This is a genomic window from Chryseolinea sp. T2 (assembly GCF_037203685.1).
Taxonomy (GTDB): Bacteria; Bacteroidota; Bacteroidia; order Cytophagales; family Cyclobacteriaceae; genus Chryseolinea.
Window position 1 is genome coordinate 79,788 of sequence record NZ_JBBCAU010000004.1, and the last position, 26,557, is coordinate 106,344.

The following is a 26,557-nucleotide window of genomic DNA, read 5'->3' on the forward strand; positions in this document are numbered from 1 at the left end:
TTCCTCCTTGAAGCGTCGCATCGAACTGAACTTTTCACACCAATTTAATGGCACAATTTGGAAAAGCGCGCTTTCCCATTCAGAAGGGATTCTCCTGCTGGAGGTTAGAAACGGAAGCGAAAAGAAGACAACGTTTTCCGCTGTGAACCTGAACGATGGCAATTTGCTATGGAAGGATATGACATTTGAGGAGGATTGGTGGGTTGGACTTGAGGTGGTGCAGGGCGACGTAGCATTATTTTCCATCTTCACCGACGCAGCCAACCCCGAACGAAAGGCGCTGATTGCATACAACATCCGGCAGAAAAAGATAATGTGGTGGAATAATGACCTTTCTCTTTCAACGTTGGGGTTGAACTGTATTCTCGGAGTAACCACCCAATACGGTCAAAAGCAAATCGCATTAGATCTGCTGTCTGGGGAAGAGTCGGCATTCGTGCCTGCTCCGCCGGATGAGCTTTTGATCAGACGGCCTTCCCAGTATGTTGAAGATCACCCATACTTTATAACCGTTAGAACTTTTTTATCATCCAGGTTCAATTTCCAGCCTGTAGTGTCGTTGGAGTATTTGGAAGACTCTTCGTTAATTTTCGTCTCAGCCTATCAGCGTGACGAACATGGACTGAGCAACGATTTATTTGTGATTTCATCGGATGGTAAAATAGTACTTCAGGAAAATTTAGGCAGGCAATTGAAAGGAATTGGGCAGGATACTTTTTTCATCTACGCAGGTTCTGTAATTTTCGTCAGGAATAGAGGAGAGTTGTTTAGCTACAAAATCGTATGATCAACGAGCTGATAATTGCGGGTGCTACATTTTTTCATCCGCCGGTAATGCTGGACTCGATAGGGACGGAGACCATCAATGGAAAAATCTTTGTACTTCACCAGGTAGATGAGAAAGAAACGCTTTATGCCATCTCAAGAAGGTATGGCGTTCCTGTTGAAACTATTGTACAATATAATCCTACGGCGAGCAACGGACTCGACATAGGCCAGGTGTTAAAAGTACCTTACACACCACATCGCGCAAGTAAAAATGCTGACGTTGCCGGAACACATACTGTAGCGGCCAAGGAGACGATGTTCTCGATATCACAGGCATACGGTGTTTCCGTTGATGAGCTGAAGCAATGGAACAATCTTACTTCGAATGCATTATCAGTTGGACAAACGCTGATTGTAAAGAAGCCTTCAGGTGCGCAGCCTGTTAATGCTGCATCGAATCCATCCACAACGATAAAAGCGCCTGCAGGTGGTGTTCACATCGTGGCAGCCAAGGAGACCATTTATTCTATCTCCAGACAATACGGCATATCTGCGCAAGACTTAAAGGATTGGAATAAGATAGATGGTAATGAAATCAGTATCGGTCAGCAGTTGCTGGTAGTTGCGCCGAAGTCAAATAGCAATACGTCCAGCGCTCCAACGGTAGCGACTACTACGGTTTCTCCAACGGGTACCTCTGCAACGACTGGTAAGCCAGCGGCTGCGGTAACAACGGCAGCAGCAGGGGGTGCTTCTGCCAGAAAAACTGATGAAGTTGCCACTGGTAGTGAATCCAAATCAGTTACGTCTGACACGCGCGCTCAGGCTTCTACTGCCTCTGCCAGCAAGCCCGAGCCAAAAGAACAAACGATTAGAATTTCAGAGACTGTAAAAAGCTCGGATGAAGTTCTGGAGACTGGATTGGCCGAATTGATTGAGGGCACTGATGGCAATCGGAAATATCTCGCACTGCATAGAACAGCACCAGTGGGGACGATTCTCAAAGTCAGAAATGAGATGAATAACCGCGAAGTGTTCGTTCGGGTTATGGGCAAACTGCCCGACACAGCACTTACCAATAAGCTGGTTATAAAAATTTCGAAATCGGCTTACGACAGGTTGGGAGCAATTGATCCTCGCTTTCGCGTAGAGGTGACGTATTACAAATAAGGCATTGAAAGAATGAGCAGCTCACTCCAGGCCTCTCATCAACTGCACCCTTGATGATTCAGACATCCTTTTGTGAAGAGTACTTTGCCTTCTGGTATTTACTCTTACATCGTTCATTACCCTAGTTGATGGAGACAAGCTGAAAGCCTGGCTTTTTCTGAATGGAATCGCGACTCAACTGTAATTCAGTGCGATGCTGGTCCAGAAAAGAATTGTAATGACCGACGAGGTCATCGTAGTCGGCACGATAGTTCTCAACTCTTTCTTCAGCCATTCGTATTTGATCTACCAACAGTTGCAGGCGGGGATTTTCCGGAAACTCAGTACTTAGTTCTGCGGCTGACAAGATCTCTCGAACAAGTGCTGTCGAAGCAAAATCGTATTCTTCAATGACATCCATGTTTGCCATTGATTTTTGCGTATATCGGATACGGCGCAGTTGACCAAGTCGCTCTTCAAACTTTTCAAGCTCAGGTTGCTCCTCCGCTTGCTCAGCTTTCTGAAGCTCCTGAACCAATGAATGAAGGCTGGCTAACTTTTCATTGTCATCGCTGATCATCATGTTCCATGATTGAATCATGCTGTCCTGATATGCCAGGTAACTTTCGGTTACAAAATCTTCTTTTGAAAAGGCTGCGCCTTCACGTTGCCTTGTTGTACAACTGAAGGCAATGATGATTGTAAATAGTAAACAGGGTATAGGCCACTTACTCATGGGGTAGGACTATGACTTTACGAATTAACGCAATTCGCTTCCCTCGTGAGACGGCCTTTAGTGACGTAACTAAGGCGTGTAAGGTTTTAACCGCTTTGCCGTGATGTCAGGCTGTACGCCGTTGGTATTCAACTAATTGAGTATTTGCCGCAAGTGGTGTTCTGTATGGTTTAGATAGTCTTTTGCGAGGAAGCTAAGTGGATTTAACGCTTGCGAATCCTTCCCTGTATTGCACAGTTTTTTGTTGCTCTCAGTTGTGAGGTTCTCCAGCACTACAGCAATTCTATCGTTCAATAGTTTCCAAAGCAGTATCAGCTCCTGCGCTGATGTATGGCCATACTGGTTGGCTTCCACCCAAAAGTCCTGGTTGTAGACAATGTGAGGCGGTTCTGCCTCGTACTGCGAAGTAATGAAGCGTCGGAGATTATTTTGAGCGGAATCAATCAAATGGCCGAGGATCTCCTTCTTGCTCCATTTTTGTGGATTGGGCTTTGCGCTAAATGCCTCGTCGTCAATTTGCTGAAGTTGAACAAGATGGTCTGCGATTAGTCGTCGGAGCGTCGCGGATACTTTCACTGATTCCGGGATTTCTGTGCGGGTTGACATAGGCACCTGAATTGATATGGATAGAGTGACGTTTAACGCTTCGTTGAGGGCCAAAGTTTGGTGATTTTGACCTTTTGTGTAACGGTTCAAACAATCCACCAATTGAACTCGTATATCGCGGTGATGAGATATCTTGACTTCTTATGGGTTATGGATGTGCTTTATCGGTATTATCCGAAGTACCATTCAAGCGACCTGATGATACTTGCCGACGATATCCTGAAGTGGTTCAATAATGAATTGCCAGAGGACAGCAGTTCTTTGCGCTACCTGAAAAGCTGTTTCGATTCTCCATATGACGCTGTGAAGTCAATATGGAAGGAGTTGTTGATTCTTTCTTCTCCCTGGATGCGACTCAATTGAATTCACCAAAGCAGGTATTCGCACAATCACTTGTTTCAGCCGGTCTCAACAATACCAGTGTGCCGATTAGGAAGCAAACCAGGGAATGCTTAGATGGTTCGCCGGACTATTGCTTTTTCAACCCGTTAACGAGCATGTCGGCGAGCTGGAAGCCAAGCGCCTGGGGATCAATGGCAGATCCCGGATCGTACCACATTGGCATCCAGTTCAGGGAAGAGAACAATGTCATTACTGCGAGTTTCTTGTCTATGGAGTTCTTGAATTCGCCGGTGTGAACTCCTTCTTCAATTATCGTTTTGAAGCGGTTTATGTAGTTGATGCGCAGCAAAAGGAAGTCACGCAAATACGGTTCACTCAAATGGCGGTGCTCGTTCATAAAAACGGCGGAAGCCGTAAGGTCCTTCGCCATCACCTGTATGTGACCAATAATACCATTTCGAAGTTTTTCACTAGCTGAGCCGGGTTGTTTTTCAACCTCTTCAAGAGACTTTCTGAATTCGGCAGCCATATCAAAACAGAGGCTTCGAAGGATCTCCTCCTTGGATTTGATGTGGGAGTATAAACTGGCAGCTTCTATTCCAAGCAATTGGGCGAGATCGCGCATCGATGCCGCGGCGTACCCTTTTTCTTTAAACAGCTCTGCTGCCTTGCGTATTACTTGTTCCTTCCGCGATAAGTTTCCAATGGTTTCCGACATACCTCTTAAATACTTAAAGTTACGGAATTTAATGATTCAAGGTGCGGTGCTGGAATCGGTTTCACACGTTTACATTCGCAAACAACTGTTAGGACAAATAAAAAAATAGCCTGTCAGTGCTTGCTGGACAGGCTATTGCAGTGCGGGTATTCAGCTGATGGTGATTTGAAAAATGTCAGAATATCACGCCGAAGCTAAAGGCGTTCAGCTGAGGTCCTTTGTTTTCGACAAACAAATCATTCAAATCATAGTTGAAGAAGAAGTCAGCGCCGCGATATCCTAATTGAAGGCGAAGACCATATCGCACATTGTTCAGGTAAAAGCTATTGTGGTCTTTCTCTTTTTGCTTTCCGTTGTCGTCTTTGTACACGAGCTTACTGTGACTTTCTATGCGATAACCGAGGTAGGGGCCAAGGCCAAATCTGAATGAATTTCCGTAGCCTTCCCAGAAGCGCGTTTTCCGGCTGTTGTCACTGAAGTCAATGACTGGTATCAAAGTAGCCGTGACGTAAGAGGCAGTTAGCTTACTCTTGACGTAGTCCGTGTAGCGCGTGTCTGCAATGAAGTATGTTCCATCGTCATCCTTTTGAATGAGCACGTTGTCTTCTTCAAACTTGAAGTTATACCAGTTCACTCCAAGACCCCACTCGAGAAAGAACTTCTTGCTCAGCCGAGTGCGTTGAATAGAGGCAAGGCCGATATACCATGAACCCCAGGGGCGCACTGAATAGAGCTCGTTGCTATTATTGGGAAAACTTCCGTTGCTCAGGTAATTGTTTGTACCAAAGTCGAAGTTGAAAGACTGCCAGGTTCGTCCAAAACCGCGATGATGATTATGCACGTTCCAGTTTTCATTGTCATCGTCATCGTCATCGCTGCTGCTGGTCGACTCCGTTGAAGGGCTTGCGCTGATGTTCCAGTCTTCTGTATCGGAAGACGGTTTTGTGGCGGAAGGTTCGGAAGCCGGAGGCACTCCCGGCAAGGCCGTTGTGTCACGGTTTTCAAGCTTGGTGATGATGTCTTCAAACAATGCCTGGAAGTTGTAGTGCTTCAATGTTTCCAGATCAGCAGGGTTACCAACAGTAAATGTCACTTTACTGGATGGTGTGAGTGAGACAACGACAGTGTCCTGTCGCGCGGCTGTTGGGCTTTGTGCATGTCCCAACGTTATGGCTAGTGTAAATATGGCACATATTTGCAATCTGAGTTTCATAAATCAATTTCTTGTTTTTTGTCCACGTTTTTCATTCATAAAATTCAGCGCCAGAATTTCATTTTTCCGTTGTCGCAGTTCTGAAAATGGGTCCTGATTGGTCTTCAGGTCATTTGCTTTTTGCAACAACTTCTTCAACGTAGATTGCTTTTTCTCTTCGTCAGTTGCGTCTGTATTAATATTTTTTTCGAGATAGGCGGAAACGTCATCAACATTATAAGTGAGCTTGACTCCATTTGCTACGACTTCATTTCTTGCGACCACCGCTTCATTTTCATCATTTACACTATTGTTGTTCAATCTCGTGCCTGGCTCATCTAAAGGTTGCACATCGGCTATTACTTCCGGGGCATCAGATGTTATGCGTGTAGATACACCGTTATAATTATTGGTCGCGGCAGCTACTTTCGTAAGGTCGTGAGAGCGCCTTGTTTCTTTTCCATGGTCAACTGCGTTAGTGGTCGCTTTTTTCGCGAAACCAGTTGTTGCTCCATTCTCTGTTGGCGTTGCTGCAGTCTGTTCCGCAACGGATGGCATACCAGATGCCTGTGAGTCTTCCTCTTGAATACTTTTTTTCTGCGCTTCCTGCGAAGTTCCTGCCGCAGGTGCTGCAGATTCTTCGTTCGCCAGGTGCTCATTTGATGAATCGGATAGGGTAAGCTCCAGAGTTGTCCAGAATCCCACGATCAGCAGAAGGGAAGCTGCAACCTTCAGCCACGTGTTATGGCGTTTTTTTTCCTCCTTCGACACAGCAATTTTATCCCACGCCGACGCAGGAGCCGCCTTCTGATAGTGCTGCAGTTTGTCGCGGAAAAGTTTATCAGGTTGTTGATTCATCGCTTCCCATTTTACTATTTGAAATCCAGTCGCGTTCGATGAGCATCTTTTGCAGATAAGTTCTTGCTCTGCTGAGTTGAGATTTAGAAGTGTTTTCACTTATTCCCAATTGCTCGGCAATTTCTTTGTGTGTATACCCGTCTATCGCGTAGAGGTTGAAAACTATACCGTAGCCAGTCGGAAGCTCCTGAATCATTGCCAGCAGCTCTTCAGCTTCAAGGTGATCACTGAGGGAGGCATAGTCAGGCTCGCGATCTGCGAGGTCAAGATCGGCCTCCAGGTACAAGGCCCGATTTCGGCGGAGGAACGTGAGGGATTCGTTCACTACGATTCGCCGGATCCAGCCTTCAAAACTTCCATCATGTTTGAACTGCTGGATTTTATCGAAAATCTTCATGAAGGCGGTGACTAAAATGTCTTCTGCCTCCATGGCATTTTTAACGTAGCGGTAGCACAGTCCGTACATCTTACTCGAATACCGGTCATACAACTCACGCTGTGCGGTCGGATCTTTCCGAACACAGGCGTGAATAAGCGCTTCTTCTTTTGCCCGGTAAATTTTTAAATGCATTAAATGTTTCTCAAAGACAAGATGCCTGGAATCCGGGTGGGGTTGCGTGATGTTGAAAATAAAAAAGCCGTTTGGAGGTTTAATGCTCCAAACGGCCACAAGTACAGGTCTTTATGCGAAAATCAGGCTCACCAGAACGGCAAGTATCAACAGCAGAAAGAAAATCATATCGGTTTGGGGTTAGTCTCTCTTGGTAACGTTTGGATGGCCGCGATAATCAACATCACTGGCCAGCCCTTCCTCAATCTCCAGGTTTTGACTTACGTTCACCTTGGCGGTCGAGGCGCCGTTGACTTCTATTAACGCATCCTGAACCTCAAGGTTGTAGGCTTTTAGTTTAGAGGCAAATTGCAGCTCGGCATCGAGATTTTGGGCGTGGCCCGACAATTCAACTTCCGATTTCCCGGTAAGGTGAAGAACGAGGTCCTGAGTTTGAATTTCGCCCCTAAGCTTAACTGGCCCGCGCAATTCTATGGCAAGGTCGTCCGAGTCGAATCTCTCAAACTGAAGACTTCCCACTCCTTCGGCTTCGATTTTCTTAAGATTGGGCATCGTGATATTAATGCGCATCTCATCCATGTCAATTATGTTTGCCGAGCTCCAGTCAAACTTTTTGCTCGTTCCTGTGTAATCAATGATCAACGTCTTGCCCAGTCTAACTATTTTGTACTTAGCCTTTTCGGACTCAGAACCAATCATCTCTATTTTGTAGTCACCGCCTTGTGTAATACGTACGTCAAAAATTCCGCGTATGTCTACTTCATCAAAGTCAGTTAGGCCTTCGTCAGCGACTGTATTTTTATCCTCTTCTTTTATGGGACACGTGATACAGGTCAGACCCTTTTCTGTCATTTCCCAGGTGTTGTCATCGCGCTGATCCCAGTCGATCCAGTGGGAGACTAATCTGCTTGCGGATTCATCCAGGACGAAAGGATAATTGCGTGGAACTCGCAACACAACGTCCACGCGTTGGGCGCGGAAAACGGCATCATCATCGAAGCGGATATTTGAATCGAAAACGAGAACCGAATCGTTGACGGTTATACCGTAGTTAATCATTTTCGCGTTCTCAATCCCTTTCTGTCGGGTTGATCCCTTTGCAGAGAAGGTCTTTACGATCTTGAATTCACGTTCATCTGTTCCTTCAATGGTGAGGTGCACTCCATCATAGTCGTCCATTCCGACCTCGTTCACACGCAGATACAATTTCTTACCCGTTGGCTTGATCTCCTGAACTTCTTCATAGTCGCCTTCTTCTTTGAAGGCATAGATAACCTTAGGTATTGTAACGCTCAGCATTGCCACGCTCACGAAAAACAACACAAACATGGTCCATCCAACGGTTGGGCTGAATAGATATTTTTTAGCCGCTATAGATGCACCTAGCATTGTCACCAATACTGCGGGAATCATCACCGCAAGGAATGCAGCAAAGACCATCCATCCTGAAACTACGTTAAGAAACGCCTGCATAGGCACGGCTAACTCTGCGTCTGAGACGGCTGGCCATGAAAATGCGCTTGCGCTGAACAATCCGAGAAATACACCTCCGGCAATAATAGCTGTCAGGATAAAGCCGACACCCATTAACAGAATGACTATCCCGATCGCAACCCGTATAACTTCAAGGAGGGGAACCAGGATCTTGCCGAGGGCACTTAACACCATTCCTATAAGACGAAACGGAAAAAGAAGAATCTTTGTCAGCGTTGATTCTTCGGCATTCTGATCAACGTTGAGATTGCGTTTGATGTTTGATTCAATATTGGACAGCGTAACAGGTTCTCCCTGCATTTCCATTCGGTCGGTAATGGTTCTGGCTTCTGGTAATGCAATCCAAAGCACTATATAGATCGCAAACCCAACGCCAAAGAAGAATGTGAATACTATAAAGAGCACGCGCACCAGAATAATATCCAGACCAAAGTAGGCGGCAACTCCCCCTGAAACTCCCCCAATCACCTTTTTCTCTCCATCGCGAAACATTCTCTTTACACTCTCGGGCTCGTCAAGATCGAATGAGCCGGGAACCACTGCCCACATAATGAGATAAACTATAATCGTCAACCCATAAGCAAATGCGAGAATGCCAAAAATCAGACGAATCCACACTGCATCTATTCCCAGGTAGTTGGCAATTCCGGAACAAACACCGCCTACGATTTTTCGCTTTTGATCGCGAAACAATTGCTGCGGGGGCTTGGGCGCCCTGGGTTCGCTTGTGTCGGCCTTTTGCTGTTGTCCGCCATTTGTACCTGAACCATTATAGGCCCGGGTTGATTCTTCTCTAAGTTCCTGCTCTTCAGCAGCCTTGAAGTCGCTTACACTTCCCATTGTCGTTATAAGGGAATTCACGTCATCAGATGTGATCACTTGCTTGCCTTCATTCAGCTTCGACAGGAAGATTTCTGCAACGCGGCTTTCAATGTCGGCCAGGATCTCGCTACTGTCTTCGAACGACGCAAAGTACTTGTTAATGGAATCAAGATACTTGCGCAGGTTTTCGTAACCGTCTTCCTCAATATGGAAAATGATTCCGCTGATATTAATGCTTATGTTTTTTTTCATAACCCGTTGCGTCGGTAAGTTAAGCGATGTTTGATTTCGAAGTGATTAGTTGTGTGGAATGCACAAGCTCATCCCACGTATCTGTCAGGACTCCCAGGAATTTGCTCCCTTTGTCGGTAAGCTTATAGTATTTACGTGGGGGCCCGGCCTTGGACTCCACCCATTTGTACTCCAGATAGCCTGCATTTTTTAGCCGGGTCAAAAGTGGATAGAGCGTGCCCTCCACAACAATGATTTTAGCCGCGGTTAGCTCGTCAAGCATGTCTGAAGCATACACCTCTCCACGGGAGATAATGTGGAGTATGCAATACTCCAGAATGCCCTTTCTCATCTGCACTTGTGTGTTTTCCAGGTTCATATGGCCAAAATTTTAGCAATTCTAGTCTTTTATACGGGAAAGTACTATGCATGGCCAAGTACTTGGTAACTTTTTTTTGCCTTTTTGCTGCGAAATGTCACATCACCCCTTTTCTGGGCCTCTTTCAGTGGCGGGTTTTGACTAACTTTGGGGTGATTATGGACTCCGCCGGATGCGTGTTGTAGGCCCCCAAGTGAAAGCTCGAATTCTCGGGTTCTTTTTTCTGTTTATCACTGCTAACCAGCTACTTGCCCAGGTTGGAAACGAGTGGATCGATTATTCCCAAACGTATTATAAGATCTCTGTTGCCCGGGATGGCATTTATAGGGTTACCGGAAGCGACCTCCTTAGCGCCGGCGTACCCGCAGGCGTGGATCCTGCTCTTGTCAAGCTTTTCCACAGAGGTATAGAACAAGCCATTACCGTAGATGCCGGCGCCGACGGCAAACTGGACGGCTCAGACTACATTGAGTTTTACGGCCAAAAAAATGACGGGACTCTGGATGCAAAGCTTTACCAACCCGAAAGCGTCCAGCCTCATAAGTATTACAACCTCTACAGCGATACGACCGCATACTTTCTGGCTATTGAGGGCATGCCAGGCAAAAGAATGGCACAAACGAACGAGGCACCCGGTTCGCTTGTTCCCTCAGCTTTTCACACCGCTGAGGTGCTCCTGGTGAATACGATGCAGTACTACACAGGACGCGACGAGAATGAAGTACAGCTAACGCGTTTCGATATTGGCGAAGGCTGGACGGGGTATCAGATGCTTCAAACTCAATCACGCGATTATTCCGTTTCAACGATAAGCAATGGATATGCTGCTGCCGGCAAACCAAAGATTGACATTCTGGTGCAGGGGTGGGGGCCGATGGTCCACGTTGGTGAAGTACTTCTTGGAACAGGACTGCGGTCAACGGGAACCTTCACTTTTACAGGGTTTGAATCATTCGTAGTGCAGGTAGAAGCCGAATGGTCAGATGTTGCAGCTGATGGAACACTGGCCGTGCGCGTTCAATGCATTGGCGCGGCGGGTAGTCCTGATCGATTCAGTGTCTCATATATTAAAGTAAGGTTTCCACAGTCACTCGATATGCAGAATGCCAGTCAAAAGGTATTTGAACTCTCGGGCAACGGTTCAAAGTCTCTTGTTAACATAAACAACGCGCCCGGAGGTGTACGTCTGTTTGATGTGACAGATCCTAACAATATTTCGGCAATCGCATCGACAGTTTCAACAACTCTGAATGCTGCGCTGGACACAAAAAGCAATACCAGGATATTGGCTGCGAAAGATTTCATTACGCCATCTGTTCGTGCTGTTACTTTCAGGGAAATCATTCCTTCGCAGTACAACTACATTATTGTTAGTCACCCGCAGCTCCGTACCCCTGCACTTGGCTATTCCGATCCTGTAAGTGCATATGCTGATTATCGAAATTCACCGGAAGGCGGTGGTTATAAAGCTATAGCCGTCAACGTTCAGGAGTTGTATGATGGCTTTAACTATGGAGAGTACTCGCCATTGGCCATCTATCAGTTCATGCGCCACATGACAGCGGGCGGAAAACCTCAATATCTGTTGCTTGCCGGAAAAGGGCTTGAAGTTTTTTATTCGTGGAACCGTGTCCAGGCAACCAAACCTTACGGCATCTATCAGGACTTCATTCCTTCTGCAGGCTATCCAAGTTCGGACATGGCTTATTCGGTTGGTTTATCCGGAACCACTTACGAGCCCGCAGTGGCAACGGGACGAATACCTGCGCTTAAGTCTGCAGACATTGCTTCCTATCTCAATAAGGTTAAGGAGATGGAAGCGCAGTCATACAATGCGCTGTGGCGAAAGAATGTGATGCACCTTAGCGGTGGCATTTACGATGGAGAACCACAATTGTTCAAGTCATACATGCTGGATTTTCAAACTGTCGCCGAAGGTGCTCAGTTAGGAGGAAAGGTGTCGGCACTGGCAAAGCATTCAAAGGAAGTTCAGTCGATCAACATTGCTGGCCAGGTTAACGAGGGGTTAAACCTTGTTACTTTCTTTGGACATGCGTCACCTACACTGCTTGACTTTCAGCTGGGTAATGCCACAGATCCGGTTGAAGGCTATAACAACAAAGGAAAATATCCAACACTGCTCATGAACGGATGTCAGGTTGGTGACTTCAATTTGGTAGCCACGCTTTTTGGCGAGGATTGGATCACAGCAAAAGATAAAGGTGCTATTGGCTTTATAGGCCATAGTGGTTATGGTTTTGTTTCCAATCTCCGAAAGTATACTCAACTGTTCTACGAAGTTGGATACGGAGATGCTCATTTTGTAAACAGAGGTCTTGGCGACATTCAGCGTGAAGTGGCCCGACGCTTTATGGAGAACGATGGAGCGTGGATGGCAAGCATATCCCAGGTTCAGCAGATGATGCTCCTCGGCGATCCCGCGGTAAAGCTTTTTGGGGCCGACAAATCAGATCTCGAAATAACCGACAGTGGTGTGAGCGTTGCATCGTTTGACGGCAAACCTATCACCATGCAGTCGGATTCTTTTGCTGTCAGGATGGTTGTAAAAAATTATGGACTTGCTCCGAATACCACCGTACGCATCGAAGTTCTCAGGACACTTAGTGATAACACAACGATTTCATACGACTCGCTTTATCCTGTGACCCGCTATAGCGACACGCTCCTGATGGTGATCCGGAAGAAGCCCTGGGATACAAAAGGTTTTGGCGACAACACTTTTCGTGTTACCATCGACCCCGACAACATAATTGAAGAGTATTCGAAAACGAATAACGTAGCCGGGAAGACGCTTGCTATAGTTTCGAATGGCACGCGCAATTTGTTTCCAACTGATTTCTCTATCGTTAACTCCGCAGATATCTCATTGTCGTTTCAAACCTACGATGTTTTGTCTGGCGAAAGGGAGTTTGTTGTCCAGATAGACACCACTTATGATTTCAGCAGCACATATGTGAAAGAATTTACTGTGAAGGGCGCTGCTCTTGCGCGAAAAGCTGTTCAACTTTTGGAAGGAGACACAATTACTTACTACTGGCGGACGCGACTTGCAACTCCTGGGCCAGGCGAAAGTACAGGCTGGGAATCGTCAAGCTTCACCTATATCAATAAGGGTAAATCAGGTTGGGCGCAGGTGAGGTTCCCTCAGTTTTTTGAGGACAGCAAAGTTGGATTGGTCCAGGATTCAGCTCTCCAGCAAATTCGCTTCCTCGAAAGAGTACAGCCCGTTTCACTGAGGGCGGCCAGCAGTCAGGTGTCTGGTTACTATGACACTACCAGTATCCGTATCGGAGGAGTGGAGTACTTTCATTCCTTTCCAGACTTTGCCTGCCGTGGCAATACAATTAACCTGGTGGCGTTCGATCGGAAATCGGCTTTCCCATATTTGGGTGTCAAGTTAGAGTGGTTCAACAGCGGAGGGAGGGCATGCGGTCGCGAATCGGTGATCATCAACAGCTATGCATACAACGAGCTGGTAACTGATCGCTTAACGGACCTGATTGGCTATGTGAACAATATCCCTGTTGGTGACTCTGTCGTTCTGTTTAATATTGGCAACGCACTCTACAGTTACTGGCCCGCGGAGGCCATAATCAAACTTGGCGAGTTGGGGATTTCAGAAGCGCAAATCACCAGCCTTGAGGACGATGAGCCCGTGATCATATTTGGACGCAAAGGCGATGCGCCTGGCACAGCCGTTGTCCATCGTTCTACTGAAACGCAGCACAACCGTCAAACGGTAGAAGTTTCCCGAACAATCACTGGCGGATACTCAACAGGAAGTATAAGTTCAGACCGGATTGGCCCAGCTCTTTCGTGGGACGGGTTACATGCACAGGCATTGAAGACCGACGATGGTGACGTGGTATCGTTTAACGTGACAGGTGTCAAACCAAACGGTGAAGAGGAACTTGTCATTAGTGACATTGCGAGCGATCGCGATCTTAGTGAAATTGACGCGGCTGCTTACCCATATCTGAGACTTTCTTTCAATACTTCTGACGACACGTATATTACTACTGCTCAGCTAAAACAATGGCTGGTGACTTACATACCGGGGCCGGAAGGTATGTTGTACTACAATGGCACAAGGGACCTCGAAAAGATTGAAGAAGGGATAGCGTGGAGGGGAGAATTTGGGTTCGTTAATATTGGAGATCAATCATTTTCGGATTCATTATCAGTTGCGTACGAAGTATTTAATCAACGCAAACTATTGACGATTAAATCAACCTTGAAGGTTAAGGCACCGGCACCAGGTGATACGACGTTCATTCCGATCGATGTAAATACGCTCGGTCTCGCAGGTACTAATGATTTTCAGATATTCATCAATCCAAGGGTTATTCCTGAACAGTATTACTCCAACAACCTCCTTCTGCTTACTGACAAGTTCGAAGTAACAGAAGATGGCCTGAACCCTTTGATAGATGTTACGATCGACGGGCGACGGGTAACAAACGGCGACTACGTAAGCTCTGATCCGGCAATTCTGGTTCGTCTTTGGGATGAGAACAAGAACGTTTTGAAAACTGACACTACTGGCGTGAGAATGTTTCTCACTTACCCGTGCGACCAGCCGGCTTGCGCACCAACACAAATTCTGCTTTCGGATAGCAGAGTAAAATGGTATCCGGCAACCACTTCTTCTGTTTTCCGGGTAGAATTTCATCCGGATGGTCTGGCTGATGGCGTTTACAGTCTGCGCGTCGAAGGAGCTGACGCAAAAGGAAATGGGTCTACGTTAACGCCGTACGAAGTTTCCTTCGTTGTTTTGAATGAAACAACTTTGACTGTTTCCGACCTTTATCCCAATCCAACAAAAAGTGACGTCTATTTTAAAGTTGTTGTTAGCGGAAACCAGGCTCCAGACCATCTTCAGCTTAGAGTGACCGCTGCCAACGGCCAGGTGCAGGAGATTTTTACCGAGGCGGACTTCGAGGCGCTGCACATCGGTAGCAACGAGTTGATTTGGAGCGCCAAAACAAGAAATGGGAATCCCCTTCCAAACGGAATCTATATATACCAGCTAACGGTAGGCGTAAACGACACGTACGTTAGGAGAGTAGGTAAAATAGCAGTGATGAAATAAGCCTTGATCGGCAAAAAGGATACTCGTCGCGCGTCGCGCGGTTTAGTAAATAACAAACATCGTTTCGCTCTCGCCCGGAAAAACAGAACTTTTACTCGAGATTCGAATAAAGCGTAGTACTGTTCAGGTCCATTTTAGCGATATGCTTCAGCTTGCTAAAGCTATCGAGGGGCGACCAGTACTTCACATAGTAGATCTCGACGTTCTTACCGGGCAATTTGGCTTTTAGCGACGCCAGGTTGAGCCCATCCGTTGACTCCGTGTCAACGTAAAACAAATGATCATCTCCCTTCAGTTTGAAGATGAGATCCTGTTCACCAGCTTCAAACACCTGGTCAACAGTACCGATAGTCTTAAGGGTGTTTTCTACCGATGCAACAGGAACCGGACGAAACACGATTGCCAGCGAGGTAAGCAAACCAAAAAATAGGCTGGCGATAACAATCTTTTTATTGAACATTTACATAACATGTTATAAAGCAAAGTTATGAAATCAATCCATCTGGTGCGCATGGAGGGTCGTTTTTCCGGACATTCCGTCAGTTTTTACCGACTAACTTTCGTTAGCGGAGATGAAAAAATGAAATAGTTTTAACAAACGTTGTCATTTACAAAACTTTATCGTTTAATTTTGCATTTACGTTATTAAACTAAATAAACACATAATGCCTTTTATCTGACTTTTCAACTCTAAACGCCAGTAAGAAATTGAAAACTTTGTTCACCGATATCTGCGCAGCAAGTGCTGCATCCCACTCCAGAAGAACTGTTCTGTTCTTGACACCAGCCTGTATGGTGACCAGGCGACCACGGCCCACACGCTTCGTGCGTATCTGATACCTGCATCTATCAACATTGGAACGAGTATTGCTATCCGGGGGATGGCAGCTCAAAATGCGATTTTCGCATTAGGGTCATTAGTCGTAATTATTAATACAGAGAAAGAAATTGAATAGTCATAATATCATTGTAAGGCGCGCCACCGCCAACGATAAGCATTACGCCGAGACAATCACCAAAGAGATGGAAGAGTCGGCCAAAGCGCGTGGTACAGGTATCGCCAAGAGGTCACCTGAATACATCGAAAAGAAGATGGAGGAAGGGAAGGCCGTAATTGCCCTCACTCAGGATGGTACATGGGTCGGCTTTTGCTATGTCGAAGCCTGGGAGCACGGTAAGTACGTCGCCAACTCCGGCCTGATCGTAGCGCCTGCGTTTAGAAAAACCGGGGTTGCAACTGAAATCAAGCACAGGATTTTCGAGCTGTCGCGTGAACTGTTTCCGGATTCTAAAATCTTCGGACTCACGACTGGCCTTGCCGTGATGAAGATCAACTCAGATCTCGGTTACGAGCCAGTAACCTATAGTGAACTTACCAACGATGAGGAGTTTTGGAAAGGATGCAAAAGCTGCGTCAACTACGACATCCTCACGAGCAAGCAGCGTAAGAACTGTTTGTGTACAGCCATGCTGTTTGATCCCGCGGAAGCAGAAGCAAAGATCAAAGAAGCGGAACGACTCCGCGCGGCCAAAGCGCTTGCGGAAGAGCCGAAGCCATCAACTGTGGTGACGCCCGAAGGCGACCTTGTGCAGCACAGGCATAGGCATTTTAAGGGCAACTTCAAGCTATTCGAGCGCTGGGTGCGCTTCAAACAATTTGTGCTCCTCAAAGCACGACGACGAGATGAGGGCAATGGCGATTCGTCCAGAAAACGTTCGCTGTTAAGCTTCTTTTTCTTCTGGTAAAAAACGTCGTTTTATCCAGCAAATCTTTTGAGTCGGACACCTGATTCCCTTAATTTGAACGGGAATTGGATGATTCCATGATAACAGGCGGAGTGTCATCACTCCGCCCTAACTTCAATTATGAAATGAAAAAAAAGGTAGTATTGGCCTTCAGTGGTGGATTAGACACCTCGTACTGTGTTAAGTACCTAGGCGAAGAAAAAGGGTATGAAGTGCACACCATCACAGTAAACACTGGTGGCTTTGATGCAGCTGAGATCAGGCATATCGAAGAACGTGCAAAGAGCCTTGGCGTTGCCTCACACAAAACAGTTGACGAGACTAAGAATTATTACGACAAGGTTATCCGTTTCCTGGTATATGGAAATGTGCTAAAGAACAATACTTATCCGCTAAGTGTGAGTGCTGAGCGCATGTCGCAGGCGTTGGCAGTGGCACTTTATGCAAAGGAAATCAAAGCTGATGCAGTTGCACACGGCAGCACAGGTGCGGGCAATGATCAGGTTCGCTTCGACATGATTTTGAATGTTCTTGTTCCTGGTATCGAGATCATTACGCCTATTCGTGAGCTGAGGCTTTCAAGAGAGGAAGAGATTAGCTTCCTAAAGTCAAAGGGCGTCAACATGAACTTTGATAAAGCGATGTACTCCGTCAACAAAGGAATCTGGGGAACATCGGTAGGCGGCAAGGAGACACTTAAATCTCTTGGAATGCTTCCTGAGTCGGCGTGGCCCACTCAGGTAACGAAGCATGACAATGAAACCGTAAAGCTCTCTTTTGAAAAGGGTGAGTTGAAGAAGATAAATGATGAGGCTTTCGCACATCCGACTGAAGCCATTCAAAAACTGCAGTCGATAGCCGGGCCCTACGGAATAGGACGCGACGTTCACGTTGGCGATACCATCATTGGTATCAAAGGGCGTGTAGGTTTTGAAGCCGCAGCGCCGATGCTGGTCATCAAAGGTCATCATGCTTTGGAGAAGCACGTTTTAACAAAGTGGCAGCTGACCTGGAAAGATCAACTTGCACAGTTTTACGGTAACTGGTTACATGAAGGCCAGTACCTGGATCCCGTGATGCGCGACATCGAAGCATTCCTTTCGAAGTCTCAGGACAACGTAACAGGTGATGTTCACATTCAACTGTTCCCCTACAGGTTCCAGGTTCTTGGAATAGAATCTCCATACGATCTGATGTCGTCGAAGTTTGGTAAGTATGGCGAGATGAACTTAGGTTGGACGGGTGAAGACGTCATCGGCTTTACGAAGATCTTTGGAAATCAGACAGGTATATATCACCAGGTAAAAGAGAGTGTAGATGGAGCCCATTAAGGCAGGCATTGTTGGCGGAGCTGGTTATACAGGAGGTGAAACAATACGATTGTTGCTTAATCATCCTTTTGTAGAATTGGCGTTTGTGCAGAGCCGCAGCCAGGCTGGAAAGCCGCTCTACGAAACTCATGATGACCTGAAGGGAGATACAGACCTGCTGTTCACGGATTCCATTCTGCAGGACGTTGACGTTATCTTTCTTTGTCTGGGCCATGGCGAAAGCCGTAAGTTCGTTGATGAAACGCCTTTGAATGAGCGGATCAAAATCATTGATCTAAGTCAGGATTTCAGACTTGGCGAAAGTTCTTCAGGACGACCTTTTGTCTACGGTCTTCCGGAAGTGAATCGTGATCTGGTTAAGAAGGCTTCCAACGTGGCGAACCCAGGATGTTTCGCGACTGCAATTCAATTGGGACTGTTACCCTTAGCCAAGGCAGGCAAGCTATCTGAGGTGTTTAGTACTGGCATAACGGGTTCAACGGGCGCTGGCCAAAAGCTTCAGGACACTACGCATTTCACATGGCGTGCGAATAACATTTCTGCTTACAAAACGCTTTCGCATCAGCATATGAAGGAAGTAGGGAGGACGTTGAAATCTCTGCAGGCGGATGCCGGAGCCATCCATTTTGTTCCCTGGCGCGGCGACTTCACTCGCGGTATATACGTTAGTTCGACAGTAAAGACGTCGTTGCCTGCCAGCGAAGTGTTGGCACTTTACAAAGACTTCTACAAAGGCCATCCGTTTACGATTGTTACTTCAGGTACGATCGATATGAAACAGATCGTCAATACGAATAAATGTCTCATTGGCGTTGAACAGGAAGGAGATGTGGTAGTAATTCATTCGGCAATCGACAACTTATTGAAAGGCGCGTCGGGCCAGGCCGTGCAGAACATGAATTTACTATTTGGTTTTGACGAGACGGCAGGACTCAAACTAAAGTCGATCGCGTTCTGATGATAAATAAACAGACCTGCTCGCCAAAGGTTCGGTCAACATCTCCGTAACAAGTGGTAAGGCAGGTTAAACACAATTAGGTGAATTGATTTATTTAGAGTGGCACAAAGGCCAACTCAACATACAATATCAAATACGATTATAGCATTACCAAACATGTCAGCAAACCCTCAAATGAAACTATTCGACGTGTATCCTTTATTCAGCATTACTCCGGTAAAGGCCGAGGGTTCCTGGGTCTGGGATGAACAGGGAAAGAAGTACCTGGATTTGTACGGCGGTCACGCTGTTATTTCTATTGGACACACGCATCCTCACTATGTGAAAATGCTCTCCGATCAGCTTTCACGTATAGCATTCTATTCCAACAGTGTGCAAAACCCGTTGCAACAAAAGCTCGCGGACAGGCTCGGCCAACTCTCGGGCTATGGTGATTATCAATTGTTTCTTTGCAATTCGGGCGCAGAGGCGAATGAGAATGCATTAAAGGTGGCTTCATTTGTAACTGGCCGAAAGCGGGTGATTGCATTCGATAAAGCATTTCATGGACGTACTTCAGGTGCTGTCGCTACCACTGACAATCCCAAAATTGTCTCCCCTTTCAATGCTGGTCACGAAGTGACCTTCCTTCCTCTTAACGATGAGAAGGCGCTTGCCGCTTCGCTCGACGAAACTGTAGCCGCTGTTATTATTGAAGGTATTCAGGGAGTAGGGGGAATAAGAATGCCTGACGATCATTTTCTGGAAGTCCTGGAACAAAAATGTCGGGCCGTAGGAGCTCTTTTGATTCTTGATGAGATACAATCGGGGTACGGACGTACAGGGAAGTTTTTTGCACATCAGTACACTTCGATTCGTCCAGACCTGATCACCATGGCGAAAGGCATGGGAAATGGATTTCCAGTTGGAGGAGTATTGATACGTCCCGATATTCAGGCATGGAGCGGTATGCTTGGCACCACCTTTGGCGGTAACTACCTTTCCGCTGCAGCATGTCTTGCTGTTCTTGATGTAATGGAGAATGAAAATCTGATCGAGAATGCAAAGAATGTCGGTGATCACATCATGTCTGAATTGAACAAAATATCAGGTGTTCTAAATGTTCGTGGCCGTGGACTTATGATTGGGTTTGATTTGCCACCAGAGAAAAGCAAGACAAGGAATACGTTACTGTTTGAGCATCGTATTTTCACGGGCGAGGCTAAACCAAATACAATAAGGCTTCTTCCTTCACTTACGCTCACTGAGAAAGAGTCCGATATTTTCCTATTGTCACTGCAAGAAACCCTGGCATGAAAAACTTCATCTCCGTCAACGACGCTCATGATATCAACGAACTGGCGCAAATAGCGCTTGACTACAAATCTGATCCGCATGTGGATCGTAATTTGGGTGCAGGCAAGCGACTCGGTCTGCTGTTTCTGAATCCAAGCATGCGTACACGACTGAGCACTCAGATTGCAGCGCAGAATCTTGGGATGGATTGCATTGTATTCAACGTTGGGCAAGACGGATGGACGTTGGAATTCGAAGAAGAGGCAATTATGAGCGGCACAAGTGTTGAGCACGTTAAAGATGCTGCGCCAATTCTGGGCAAGTATTTCGATATCCTTGGCGTGAGAACATTTCCCAGTCTTCAGAATAAACATGAGGACTATAGTGAACTCTATATCCATCAGTTCATGAAATACTCGGGGATACCTGTAGTGAGTCTCGAGAGCGCTACTTTACACCCTCTTCAAAGCCTCACTGATATAATAACGATCAAAGAGACTTTCAAAGAGAAGAGACGACCGAAGATTGTTCTAACGTGGGCACCTCACGTAAAGGCATTGCCACAATGCGTTGCCAATAGTTTCAGCCAATGGGTGAATGCGTGGGGAGAAGCCGACTTCGTGATTACTCATCCGGAAGACTATGAGCTTGATCCCAAGTTTACGCGTGGCGCATCCGTTACGCTTGATCAGGCAGAGGCGTTGAAGTGGGCCGACTATGTTTACATAAAAAATTGGAGCACATACACTGACTACGGCCGTGTGTACACCAACGACCCCAAGTGGATGATGACTAACGAGAAGTTGTTGCTCACACATTCCGCAAAGGTAATGCACTGCCTTCCTGTGCGAAGGAATGTAGAGGTGAGTGATGAAATTCTGGATGGTGCCAACAGTATAATTACGCGGCAGGCATCAAACAGGGTATGGGCTGCACAGGCGGTTTTGAGTGAAATCCTGAAGAAGTTACGGTAGGGCCACACGCAAATGAATAAATTATTCATTGTTAAGATCGGTGGAAATGTACTCGACAATCCGTCGGCGCTCGATAGATTTTTGACTGACTTTGCCGCGATCCAGGAACCTAAGATTCTTGTGCACGGCGGTGGCAAGATCGCCACCAGCATCGGGCAAAAACTTGGCATCGAGTCCAGGTACGTTAACGGAAGACGCATAACTGACGCTGAAACATTGGATGTCGTAACGATGGTGTATGGTGGCCTGGTTAACAAGCAACTGGTCGCACGACTTCAATCAAAAGGATGCAACGCCATCGGTGTAACAGGAGCTGATGGAAATATGATTCACGCTGTTAAGCGCCCTGTAAAAGATATCGATTACGGTTTTGTTGGAGACATCAAACCGGAAAAAGTAAACACGGCGTTGCTGACCTTCCTGTTAAGGGAGAATGCCGTTCCAGTGTTTGCACCTTTAACACACGACAATGGTCAAATATTGAACACGAATGCTGACACCATCGCATCTGTATTAGCCATTGCTCTCGGGAAGCACTTCGAAGTCCGCCTGATCTTCTGTTTTGAAAAGAAGGGAGTGTTGCACGATGTTACCCGCGACGATTCGGTGATTCATCATTTGCCCAAGAGCATGTACGATGAACTGCTTGGTCGAAAAGTCTTTGCAGATGGCATCCTTCCAAAACTTGAAAATGCATACGCAGCTATTCAGGCAGGCGTTAAGGAGGTTTTGATCGGTGAGGCAGGAGACTTACTTCGCAATACGGGCAGAGAAACTGAAGGTACTCTCATTACATTATAGATCGGGTTCAACAGAACAGAAGTTATTCACGTAAGCGATCGCATGAAAGACAACATCAAATCAACTTTGCTGAGCGACGCTATCGACCTTTTGAAAAGTTTGATCGCCACTCCCTCTTATAGTAAAGAGGAGGCTGGAACGGCGTCGCTCATTTCTACATTCCTGGAGCAACGAGGCGTTGTTCCGGAAAGGAAAGGGAATAACATTTGGGCATTAAATCGCCATTTCGATTCAGGCAAACCGACTGTACTTCTGAATTCCCATCACGACACAGTTAAGCCTAATCCCGGATATACGCGCGATCCCTTCGCACCAGATGTAGTTGACGGAAAGTTGTTCGGTCTCGGAAGTAATGATGCTGGCGGACCGCTTGTGTCGTTAATAGCAACGTTTCTGCATTATTACGACAGAGCGGATCTGAAATATAATGTAATCCTCGCGGCAAGTGCGGAAGAAGAGATTTCAGGCCGGGATGGTATAGAGCGTATATGGGATGCGTTACCTAAGATCGACTTCGCGATTGTAGGTGAGCCAACCCTTTGTGACATGGCTACTGCAGAGAAAGGACTAATGGTCCTGGACTGCACAGTAAAAGGAGTTTCCGGACACGCGGCCCGTGAAGAGGGCGTGAACGCGATTTACCTTGCGCTGCCAGACATTGATTGGTTCAGGACGTATTCTTTCGAACGTGTTTCTTCTACGCTGGGAGCGATGAAGATGACCGTATCTATTATTCAAGCAGGAGCTCAACATAATGTGGTGCCCGCTGAATGTAAGTTTACCGTGGACGTGAGGGTAACAGACGCTTATACTTTGGAAGAAGCACTGAGCATTATAAAACAGCATGTGAAATGTGAGGTAGTACCGAGGTCGCTTCGAATGCGATCGTCGGGTATTGATCCGGAGCACCCACTTGTACGCGCCGCTGTCAATAATGGATTAAAGCTATACGGTTCACCAACAACATCGGATCAGGCATTGATACCAGTACCCTCTGTAAAAATAGGACCTGGTGATTCTGCCCGTTCGCACAGTGCAGATGAATTCATCTATGTGGACGAAATCGCCAAAGGTATAAATACCTATATTAAATTGTTGGACGAGGTTGTCGAACAATAAGCCCAATTTAAGATACATCATGAAACTCTGGCAAAAGGACAAAGCATCGCTTCAGGAAGTAGATCGGTTCACGGTCGGAAAGGATCGCGAAATGGATATGTTTCTGGCGCGCTTTGATATCCTGGGATCACTTGCTCACATAACAATGCTCGAGTCAATTGGTTTGCTGACGAAACCGGAGTTAGAAGTGCTTTCAGGTACCCTAAAGGAACTGCATGCGCAGGTTCTTTCCGGTAATTTCGAAGTCGAATCTGGCGTGGAGGATATTCATTCCCAGGTTGAATTGATGCTGACTCGAAAGCTGGGTGATGTTGGTAAGAAAATTCATGCGGGCAGATCGAGGAACGATCAGGTTCTCGTGGATATCAAACTCTTTTTACGTTCGGCACTTCATGACACTGTCAATGAAGTAAAGCTTCTCTTTGATTTGTTGCAATCACTCGCAGAAAAGCATCAGCACGAACTGGTGCCTGGCTATACGCACCTGCAACTTGCAATGCCTTCGTCATTCGGACTTTGGTTTGGTGCTTATGCAGAAAGCCTTGTGGATGATCTGGCTACTCTATTGGGTGCCTACAAAGTTGTGAACAGAAACCCTCTTGGGTCAGCAGCAGGATATGGATCCTCATTTCCATTAAACAGGACAATGACAACCAGGTTGCTCGGGTTTTCATCACTTAATTACAACGTTGTGTATGCGCAGATGGGTAGGGGAAAAACGGAGCGCATTGTGGCGTCAGCTCTTTCCAACGTTGCGGCTACTGTAGGGAAGCTAGCGATGGACGCATGTTTGTTTCTCAATCAGAACTTCGGATTCATTAGCTTCCCAACAGAGCTAACGACGGGCTCCAGTATCATGCCCCATAAGAAGAACCCTGACGTATTCGAACTCGTTCGAGGTCGATGCAGTCAGCTTCAGGCATTGCCTAATGATATCGCTCTGGGGATCGCAAACCTGCCGTCCGGTTATCATCGCGAAATGCAGCTGCTAAAGGAATTGTTGTTTCCAGCTTTCGAACATCTTCGTGATTGCTTACAGATGACCAGGCTGATGCTGGCAAACATTGAAATAAAGAAGAACATTCTCGATGACGATAAATACAAGTTTCTGTTCAGCGTAGAAGAGGTGAACAAACTTGTGCTCGACGGCGTGCCGTTTCGTGATGCATATAGAAAAGTTGGGATGGACATCGAGGAAGGTAATTATCAACCCTCCCGGAGCGTAAATCATACGCATGAGGGCAGTATCGGTAACCTGTGTTTGCCTGAGGTAAATGCGTTGATGGATCGCAGCCTGGCCGACTTCCATTTCGAGGAGGCAGAGACTGCTCTGGCTTTGCTGGTTAAATAGTTCTACTTGTATTTCTGAGAATTTGAAGTGAGGCCACCTGCAAGCCGCAAAGCGGTCTTGCTGCCTCGATTAAGCACCCGATGTGTTCCTGGATAATTCCTGACGAAAGGATTTGAATCCTTGACGAAACGTGTCGTATCTGCACGGCCGACAATTACAAATGCCGTAAATTCGGGTATGAACCCGTTCCTTCGATACCGGATCGACCATGTGCTTTTCTGGAGCGCTACCGTGCTCTTTCACATGTACACCCGGTGGTCATTGATTGAACATTCTGGTGCAGCACAATTTCTTCTCGAGGTACTTGTTCGTAACGGCCTTCTCGCTGCACTGATTTACTTTAATCTCAATGTTCTTGTTCCGCGATTTGCGCGCATCGGTCGTTGGGTTGCTTATTCGGTTTCATTACTTGCAGCTATTATTTGTTATGCACTTTTGAAAGATGCGCATGATCTGTTTCAACAAATGCATGCACCCATGGTCCCGACTAACGAGCACCGGGGTTTCGTTCATAAGACTTTTTATAACATCTCAATCTCGGTTTTTTATGTCACCTTTAGTGTCGCACTGCAGCTTAGCAGGGAGTGGTGGCAGCAGCGGGAAATATTACGGCAGATAGCCTTCGATCAGGTGAATACCGAACTGGCTTATCTAAAAGCTCAGATCAATCCCCACTTTCTTTTCAATTCAATAAACACCATATATTTTCAGATTGATAAGGAAAATAGTACTGCACGAGACATGCTATCGACTTTCGCTGACATGCTCAGATACCAACTTTATGAGTGCAATGGTAGCAGTATACCAATCGAAAAAGAAGCTGCGTACCTTCGGAATTATGTTGACCTTCAAAGAATGCGCCGGGATGGACATTACAGTATTGAATTTTCTGCTGATGATAATGTTCGGGGATTTAGTATCGCGCCATTACTCTTGCTGCCATTCGTTGAAAACGCATTCAAGCATGGTTCGCATGGCCCAGGTGGCAACGAGATTGAGATAACATTGTCATATTCGGCATCCTGGTTCCGAATGATTGTTTACAATACGAGCGAGTTTCAGAACGGTAAGAGTGGGGGAATTGGACTGCAAAATGTGAGGCGACGACTGGAATTGTTGTACAAGGACAGATACGAATTGACAACGGAGGCAGGTCAGTCAGATTATCGCGTCCAGCTTGATCTGCTGATTGAATCAGATAACTCCGACGACGGACTGACGGAAACTGAGTTAATGAAAAAACAAACGGTTAAATGAAACTCACCTGCGTTATAGTTGAAGACGAGCCCGTGGCCCGACGAGGGATGGAAGAATACGTAGATCAAACAAGTTACCTCGAGATTCTGGCTTCATGCGAAAACGCAGCGATAGCATCAGACATTCTGCAAGGGAAAAGTGTTGACCTGCTGCTATTGGACATTCACATGCCTCGGGTTACAGGAATTGAGTTGCTAAGATCCTTAAGAAATCCGCCGCTCACTATATTGACAACGGCATACTCAGAATATGCGCTCGAGGGATATTCGCTGGATGTTGTGGATTATCTGGTGAAACCGATCACGTATGAACGTTTTCTTCGTGCTACCGGAAAGGCGTTTGAGATCCATCAGTTACGGCAAGTGGCAAAGCAAAGAAGTAGCGACCTGGTATCAGCCGAAAGCGGTGCGCCATACTTTTTCATTAAATGCGACAACCGATACGAGAAGGTGCTTTTTTCAGACGTGCGCTACATTGAAGCACTCCAAAACTATGTTGTCATCCATACGTCTGAAAAGAAACTGATCACTTATCTAACGCTTACCGGAATTGAATCCCAGCTGCCAAAGGACCGCTTCCTAAAGGTTCATAAATCATTTCTTGTTTCGATTGGGGCTATCCAGGCAATTGATGGAAGTGACCTTGTTGTCGGGAATGCACGCATTCCCATAAGCCGGAGTCTGAAAGATGAGGTTGTGTCGCGCATTCTCGGCAACACATTGTTTCGGCGATGAAGGCAAAACGCACAGGATAAGTCAAAACCGAT

General features: G+C 46.5%; 24 protein-coding genes. 14 read left to right on the plus strand and 10 right to left on the minus strand.

The window, feature by feature from the left end; translation table 11 throughout:
• The first annotated feature begins 7 nt into the window (after positions 1–7).
• Both WBG78_RS14805 and WBG78_RS14810 read left to right on the plus strand, forming a co-directional pair.
• Complete coding sequence (locus WBG78_RS14805; protein ID WP_337327222.1) at positions 8–787, plus strand: DUF4905 domain-containing protein; 780 nt, start codon at positions 8–10, stop codon at positions 785–787.
• Complete coding sequence (locus tag WBG78_RS14810; RefSeq protein ID WP_337327223.1) at positions 784–1,938, plus strand: LysM peptidoglycan-binding domain-containing protein; 1,155 nt, start codon at positions 784–786, stop codon at positions 1,936–1,938. Before WBG78_RS14805 ends, WBG78_RS14810 begins: the two co-directional genes overlap by 4 nt.
• Positions 1,939–2,059: 121 nt before the next feature.
• Here WBG78_RS14810 and WBG78_RS14815 read toward each other — a convergent pair whose 3' ends face one another.
• Positions 2,060–2,653, minus strand: coding sequence for a hypothetical protein (locus WBG78_RS14815; RefSeq protein WP_337327224.1), 594 nt, complete (start codon positions 2,651–2,653; stop codon positions 2,060–2,062).
• Positions 2,654–2,785: 132 nt separating this feature from the next.
• Complete coding sequence (locus WBG78_RS14820; protein ID WP_337327225.1) at positions 2,786–3,259, minus strand: DinB family protein; 474 nt, start codon at positions 3,257–3,259, stop codon at positions 2,786–2,788.
• 102 nt (positions 3,260–3,361) lie between these two features.
• Here WBG78_RS14820 and WBG78_RS14825 point away from each other — a divergent pair, with 102 nt between their 5' ends.
• Positions 3,362–3,622: a hypothetical protein gene (locus tag WBG78_RS14825; protein WP_337327226.1), complete on the plus strand. Its 261-nt coding sequence runs from the start codon at positions 3,362–3,364 to the stop codon at positions 3,620–3,622.
• A gap of 106 nt (positions 3,623–3,728) precedes the next feature.
• Here WBG78_RS14825 and WBG78_RS14830 read toward each other — a convergent pair whose 3' ends face one another.
• The 6 genes from WBG78_RS14830 to WBG78_RS14855 all read right to left on the minus strand — a co-directional run bounded on the left by WBG78_RS14830 (position 3,729) and on the right by WBG78_RS14855 (position 9,866).
• On the minus strand, positions 3,729–4,319 hold the full coding sequence (locus WBG78_RS14830) for a TetR/AcrR family transcriptional regulator (RefSeq protein WP_337327227.1): 591 nt from the start codon (positions 4,317–4,319) through the stop codon (positions 3,729–3,731).
• Positions 4,320–4,494: 175 nt separating this feature from the next.
• Positions 4,495–5,532, minus strand: coding sequence for a hypothetical protein (locus WBG78_RS14835; protein WP_337327228.1), 1,038 nt, complete (start codon positions 5,530–5,532; stop codon positions 4,495–4,497).
• Between the two features lie 3 nt (positions 5,533–5,535).
• Positions 5,536–6,369, minus strand: a complete 834-nt coding sequence (locus WBG78_RS14840) for a hypothetical protein (RefSeq protein ID WP_337327229.1) — start codon at positions 6,367–6,369, stop codon at positions 5,536–5,538.
• On the minus strand, positions 6,353–6,940 hold the full coding sequence (locus WBG78_RS14845; RefSeq protein ID WP_337327230.1) for an RNA polymerase sigma factor: 588 nt from the start codon (positions 6,938–6,940) through the stop codon (positions 6,353–6,355). The genes WBG78_RS14840 and WBG78_RS14845 overlap by 17 nt, the downstream gene beginning before the upstream one ends.
• 180 nt (positions 6,941–7,120) lie before the next feature.
• Positions 7,121–9,508, minus strand: coding sequence for a PspC domain-containing protein (locus WBG78_RS14850; RefSeq protein WP_337327231.1), 2,388 nt, complete (start codon positions 9,506–9,508; stop codon positions 7,121–7,123).
• A 19-nt stretch (positions 9,509–9,527) separates the two neighbouring features.
• Positions 9,528–9,866 (minus strand): PadR family transcriptional regulator, encoded by a 339-nt coding sequence (locus WBG78_RS14855; protein ID WP_337327232.1) that lies wholly within the window; start codon positions 9,864–9,866, stop codon positions 9,528–9,530.
• Positions 9,867–10,059: 193 nt separating this feature from the next.
• Between WBG78_RS14855 and WBG78_RS14860 the strand changes: the two genes are divergently transcribed.
• Positions 10,060–14,979, plus strand: a complete 4,920-nt coding sequence (locus tag WBG78_RS14860) for a C25 family cysteine peptidase (RefSeq protein ID WP_337327233.1) — start codon at positions 10,060–10,062, stop codon at positions 14,977–14,979.
• A gap of 91 nt (positions 14,980–15,070) precedes the next feature.
• Here WBG78_RS14860 and WBG78_RS14865 read toward each other — a convergent pair whose 3' ends face one another.
• Both WBG78_RS14865 and WBG78_RS14870 read right to left on the minus strand, forming a co-directional pair.
• Entirely contained in the window at positions 15,071–15,439 is a 369-nt protein-coding gene (locus WBG78_RS14865) for a hypothetical protein (protein ID WP_337327234.1), read from the minus strand.
• A 190-nt stretch (positions 15,440–15,629) separates the two neighbouring features.
• The gene (locus WBG78_RS14870) at positions 15,630–15,872 is read right to left on the minus strand and encodes a hypothetical protein (RefSeq protein ID WP_337327235.1); all 243 of its coding nucleotides are present in this window, start codon (positions 15,870–15,872) and stop codon (positions 15,630–15,632) included.
• 55 nt (positions 15,873–15,927) lie between these two features.
• Here WBG78_RS14870 and WBG78_RS14875 point away from each other — a divergent pair, with 55 nt between their 5' ends.
• The 10 genes from WBG78_RS14875 to WBG78_RS14920 all read left to right on the plus strand — a co-directional run bounded on the left by WBG78_RS14875 (position 15,928) and on the right by WBG78_RS14920 (position 26,525).
• Positions 15,928–16,725 carry a GNAT family N-acetyltransferase gene (locus WBG78_RS14875; protein ID WP_337327236.1) on the plus strand — a complete coding sequence of 266 codons (798 nt, stop codon included), beginning with the start codon at positions 15,928–15,930 and terminating at the stop codon, positions 16,723–16,725.
• A gap of 125 nt (positions 16,726–16,850) precedes the next feature.
• A complete protein-coding gene (gene argG / locus WBG78_RS14880) occupies positions 16,851–18,056 on the plus strand; it encodes an argininosuccinate synthase (protein WP_337327237.1) in 1,206 nt (401 codons plus the stop codon).
• Positions 18,043–19,014, plus strand: a complete 972-nt coding sequence (argC, locus tag WBG78_RS14885) for an N-acetyl-gamma-glutamyl-phosphate reductase (protein WP_337327238.1) — start codon at positions 18,043–18,045, stop codon at positions 19,012–19,014. The genes argG and argC overlap by 14 nt, the downstream gene beginning before the upstream one ends.
• A gap of 174 nt (positions 19,015–19,188) precedes the next feature.
• On the plus strand, positions 19,189–20,310 hold the full coding sequence (locus WBG78_RS14890) for an aspartate aminotransferase family protein (protein ID WP_337327239.1): 1,122 nt from the start codon (positions 19,189–19,191) through the stop codon (positions 20,308–20,310).
• Positions 20,307–21,263, plus strand: a complete 957-nt coding sequence (locus WBG78_RS14895; protein WP_337327240.1) for an acetylornithine carbamoyltransferase — start codon at positions 20,307–20,309, stop codon at positions 21,261–21,263. The genes WBG78_RS14890 and WBG78_RS14895 overlap by 4 nt, the downstream gene beginning before the upstream one ends.
• A 12-nt stretch (positions 21,264–21,275) precedes the next feature.
• Positions 21,276–22,064 carry an acetylglutamate kinase gene (argB, locus tag WBG78_RS14900; RefSeq protein ID WP_337327241.1) on the plus strand — a complete coding sequence of 263 codons (789 nt, stop codon included), beginning with the start codon at positions 21,276–21,278 and terminating at the stop codon, positions 22,062–22,064.
• 42 nt (positions 22,065–22,106) lie between these two features.
• Positions 22,107–23,183: a M20 family metallo-hydrolase gene (locus tag WBG78_RS14905; RefSeq protein WP_337327242.1), complete on the plus strand. Its 1,077-nt coding sequence runs from the start codon at positions 22,107–22,109 to the stop codon at positions 23,181–23,183.
• A 19-nt stretch (positions 23,184–23,202) separates the two neighbouring features.
• Entirely contained in the window at positions 23,203–24,534 is a 1,332-nt protein-coding gene (argH, locus tag WBG78_RS14910; protein ID WP_337327243.1) for an argininosuccinate lyase, read from the plus strand.
• 177 nt (positions 24,535–24,711) lie between these two features.
• Positions 24,712–25,791, plus strand: a complete 1,080-nt coding sequence (locus WBG78_RS14915) for a sensor histidine kinase (protein WP_337327244.1) — start codon at positions 24,712–24,714, stop codon at positions 25,789–25,791.
• A complete protein-coding gene (locus WBG78_RS14920) occupies positions 25,788–26,525 on the plus strand; it encodes a LytR/AlgR family response regulator transcription factor (RefSeq protein ID WP_337327245.1) in 738 nt (245 codons plus the stop codon). Before WBG78_RS14915 ends, WBG78_RS14920 begins: the two co-directional genes overlap by 4 nt.
• The last annotated feature ends 32 nt before the right edge of the window (positions 26,526–26,557 follow it).

Coding starts and splice junctions, on each gene's coding strand:
- argC (WP_337327238.1), top strand. CDS start 18,043: ATGGAGCCCATTAAGGCAGGCATTGTTGGCGGAGCTGGTTATACAGGA.
- WBG78_RS14815 (WP_337327224.1), bottom strand. CDS start 2,653: ATGAGTAAGTGGCCTATACCCTGTTTACTATTTACAATCATCATTGCC.
- WBG78_RS14840 (WP_337327229.1), bottom strand. CDS start 6,369: ATGAATCAACAACCTGATAAACTTTTCCGCGACAAACTGCAGCACTAT.
- WBG78_RS14850 (WP_337327231.1), bottom strand. CDS start 9,508: ATGAAAAAAAACATAAGCATTAATATCAGCGGAATCATTTTCCATATT.
- WBG78_RS14835 (WP_337327228.1), bottom strand. CDS start 5,532: ATGAAACTCAGATTGCAAATATGTGCCATATTTACACTAGCCATAACG.
- WBG78_RS14920 (WP_337327245.1), top strand. CDS start 25,788: ATGAAACTCACCTGCGTTATAGTTGAAGACGAGCCCGTGGCCCGACGA.
- WBG78_RS14895 (WP_337327240.1), top strand. CDS start 20,307: ATGAAAAACTTCATCTCCGTCAACGACGCTCATGATATCAACGAACTG.
- WBG78_RS14810 (WP_337327223.1), top strand. CDS start 784: ATGATCAACGAGCTGATAATTGCGGGTGCTACATTTTTTCATCCGCCG.
- WBG78_RS14830 (WP_337327227.1), bottom strand. CDS start 4,319: ATGTCGGAAACCATTGGAAACTTATCGCGGAAGGAACAAGTAATACGC.
- argG (WP_337327237.1), top strand. CDS start 16,851: ATGAAAAAAAAGGTAGTATTGGCCTTCAGTGGTGGATTAGACACCTCG.
- argH (WP_337327243.1), top strand. CDS start 23,203: ATGAAACTCTGGCAAAAGGACAAAGCATCGCTTCAGGAAGTAGATCGG.
- argB (WP_337327241.1), top strand. CDS start 21,276: ATGAATAAATTATTCATTGTTAAGATCGGTGGAAATGTACTCGACAAT.
- WBG78_RS14905 (WP_337327242.1), top strand. CDS start 22,107: ATGAAAGACAACATCAAATCAACTTTGCTGAGCGACGCTATCGACCTT.
- WBG78_RS14820 (WP_337327225.1), bottom strand. CDS start 3,259: ATGTCAACCCGCACAGAAATCCCGGAATCAGTGAAAGTATCCGCGACG.
- WBG78_RS14890 (WP_337327239.1), top strand. CDS start 19,189: ATGAAACTATTCGACGTGTATCCTTTATTCAGCATTACTCCGGTAAAG.
- WBG78_RS14855 (WP_337327232.1), bottom strand. CDS start 9,866: ATGAACCTGGAAAACACACAAGTGCAGATGAGAAAGGGCATTCTGGAG.
- WBG78_RS14845 (WP_337327230.1), bottom strand. CDS start 6,940: ATGCATTTAAAAATTTACCGGGCAAAAGAAGAAGCGCTTATTCACGCC.
- WBG78_RS14865 (WP_337327234.1), bottom strand. CDS start 15,439: ATGTTCAATAAAAAGATTGTTATCGCCAGCCTATTTTTTGGTTTGCTT.
- WBG78_RS14915 (WP_337327244.1), top strand. CDS start 24,712: ATGAACCCGTTCCTTCGATACCGGATCGACCATGTGCTTTTCTGGAGC.